The organism is Micrococcus sp. HMSC31B01 (assembly GCF_001816085.1).
GTDB classification, from domain to species: Bacteria; Actinomycetota; Actinomycetes; order Actinomycetales; family Micrococcaceae; genus Micrococcus; species Micrococcus luteus.
On the sequence record NZ_KV825188.1, the window covers coordinates 1 to 2,645 of the forward strand.

Here is a 2,645-nt window from a genome sequence, read left to right on the forward strand (position 1 = left end):
CGCATGGAGGCGGTCATGGCCCCGCACCGGGAGTTCTTCGCGGAGCTGGCGGCCAAGGGGCAGCCCGACTTCGTCCTGGACAACCTGGTGGAGTCCCGCACGGGCCTGACGTTCTACAACCTCAGCCCCTTCACCCTGGACCGCATCCTGCAGGAGCCGGATCTGCTCCGCACGAACCTGCTGGCCTACGTGGACGGGTTCTCCCAGAACGTGGCGGACCTGTTCACCTACTACGAGTTCGACAAGACCGTCGCCAAGCTGGACGAGCACGATCGCCTCTTCCTGGTCCTGCAGCAGTTCGCCTCCATCGACCTCTCCCCGGATGCCGTCTCCAACGCGGAGATGGGCACCCTCTTCGAGGACCTGATCCGCCGCTTCGCCGCCGCCTCCAACGAGACCGCGGGCGAGCACTTCACCCCGCGCGACGCGGTGAAGCTCCTGGTGGACCTGCTCACCGCCAACGACGACGACGTCCTCACCGGCTACCCGGTCCGCACCGTCTATGACCCCACGGCCGGCACCGGCGGCATGCTGTCCCTGCTGGACGAGCGCCTGCGCCGCATGAACCCGAACGCGGAGGTCCGCCTGTTCGGGCAGGAGCTCAACGACCAGTCCTACGCGATCTGCAAGTCCGAGCTGCTCGGCAAGGGCCAGGACGCGGACGGCATCGCCCGCGGGGACACCCTCAAGAACGACGCCCACCTGACCGAGCGCTTCGACTACGTCCTCTCCAACCCGCCCTACGGCGGCGACTGGAAGGCCTCCCGCACCGCGGTGGAGAAGGAGATCGCCGCCGGCGGCGCCACGAACCGCTTCCCGGGCGGCACCCCCGCCATCAGCGACGGCCAGATGCTGTTCCTCCAGCTCGTGGCCTCGAAGCTCCGCCCGGTCTCGGAGGGCGGTGGTCGGGCCGGCATCGTCCTCAACGGCTCCCCGCTGTTCACGGGCGGGGCGGGCTCGGGCCCGTCCGAGATCCGCCGCTGGCTGCTGGAGTCGGACCTGGTGGACGCGATCGTCGCGCTGCCCACGGACATGTTCTACAACACCGGCATCGCCACCTATGTGTGGGTGCTGGACAACAACAAGCCGGCAGACCGCCGCGGCAGGGTGCAGCTGATCGACGCCCGCTCGTTCTTCACCAAGCTGCGCCGCAACGTGGGCTCGAAGAACAAGGAGCTGTCCACGGCGGACCGCCAGCGCGTGCTGGACATCTACCGGGACTTCGACGCCCAGTCCGAGGACAACGCCGAGTTCTCCAAGGTCCTCACCGCGCAGGACTTCGGCTACCGGGAGATCACCGTGGAGCGCCCGCTGCAGCTGCGTTTCGAGGTGGAGGACGCCACCATCGCGGCGGCGCTCGCCACCAAGCCGGTGGACAAGCTTCCCGACGACGGCCGCTCGGCTCTCAAGAGCGCCCTTGCCTCCCTGCGTGGCCGGGTCTGGGACCACCAGCCCACCTTCGTGCTGGAACTGAAGAAGGCGCTGAAGAAGCACGGCGTGACCGCCGGCGCTCCACTGGCGAAGGCCCTGACCGGGGCGATTGGCGTGCACGATCCCGATGCGGAGGTCGTGAAGGACAAGAAGGGCGAGCCGGAGCCGGACACCTCGCTGCGAGACACCGAACTCGTGCCCTTCGGTCGGGACATTCACGAGTACTTCGAAGCCGAGGTGGCCCCGCACGTGCCCGGCGCCTGGATCGACGAGTCCAAGACGAAGATCGGCTACGAGATCCCCTTCACCCGGCTCTTCTACACGTACGTGCCGCCGCGCCCACTCGAGGAGATCGACGCCGAGCTCAAGCAGCTCACCGCCGAGATCATCGAGTTACTGAGCGAGGTGGAGCGGTGACGGAGCTCAAGCCACCCGGCGACTGGAAGGTCGAGCCACTCGGCAAGTTCTTCCGAGAGCGGCGCGAGCAAGCATCAGACTCCGAGTATGAACCCCTCTCGGTGTCGATGGCCGGCGTCGTTCCACGCATGGCCAACGTCGCGATCTCGTTCAATGGCGAGAATCGCAAGCTCGTTCGGAAAGGCGACTTCGTCATCAACAGCCGCTCGGACCGCAAGGGTTCAGCAGGAGTCGCTGACCGAGACGGCAGTGTGTCTCTGATCTCGATCGTCCTGGAACCATGTGGCATCGAACCGCGGTTCGTGCACCATCTCCTGCGCTCGACGTGGTTCCAGGAGGAGTTCTACCGCTGGGGCAGCGGGATCGTCGATGACCTGTGGAGCACGCGCTTTCAGGCAATGAAGCGGATTGGGTTGCCAATCCCGCCTGTTGAGCAGCAGCGGCGTATCGCGGACTACCTCGACCGTGAGACCGCCACGATCGACGCCCTGATCGAGAAACAGCGCCAGTTGTCCGATGCGCTTCGTACTCGAAGGAGAGCAGCAGTTCTGGCGAGAACAGGTTTCTTGGGCGTGAAGCAGCCTGCTTCGGCTGCCAGCAGTGAGCCGTGGCTCGAATCTGCCCCGAGCCATTGGTCGCGGATGCACGTGAGGCGTCTGTTCGACCTGACTTCTGGCGCCGGTTTCCCGCCTGAGCTTCAGGGGGTGACCGACGAGGAACTCGCGTTCTATAAAGTCCGTGACCTCGGTAGGACGGACTCCTACGGGCGGCTAGGTGTAAGAGGTCATGACGTTGTT

2 protein-coding genes are annotated in these 2,645 nt (G+C 66.0%); both read left to right on the forward strand.

The features are described 5' to 3' along the window. Positions 1–1,848: HsdM family class I SAM-dependent methyltransferase (locus HMPREF3105_RS07795; RefSeq protein WP_070709115.1), on the forward strand; the 1,848-nt coding region annotated here is incomplete at its 5' end. Further along, positions 1,845–2,645 (forward strand): restriction endonuclease subunit S (locus HMPREF3105_RS07800; protein ID WP_210401438.1); only part of this gene is annotated, 801 nt, incomplete at its 3' end. The genes HMPREF3105_RS07795 and HMPREF3105_RS07800, both read left to right, overlap by 4 nt.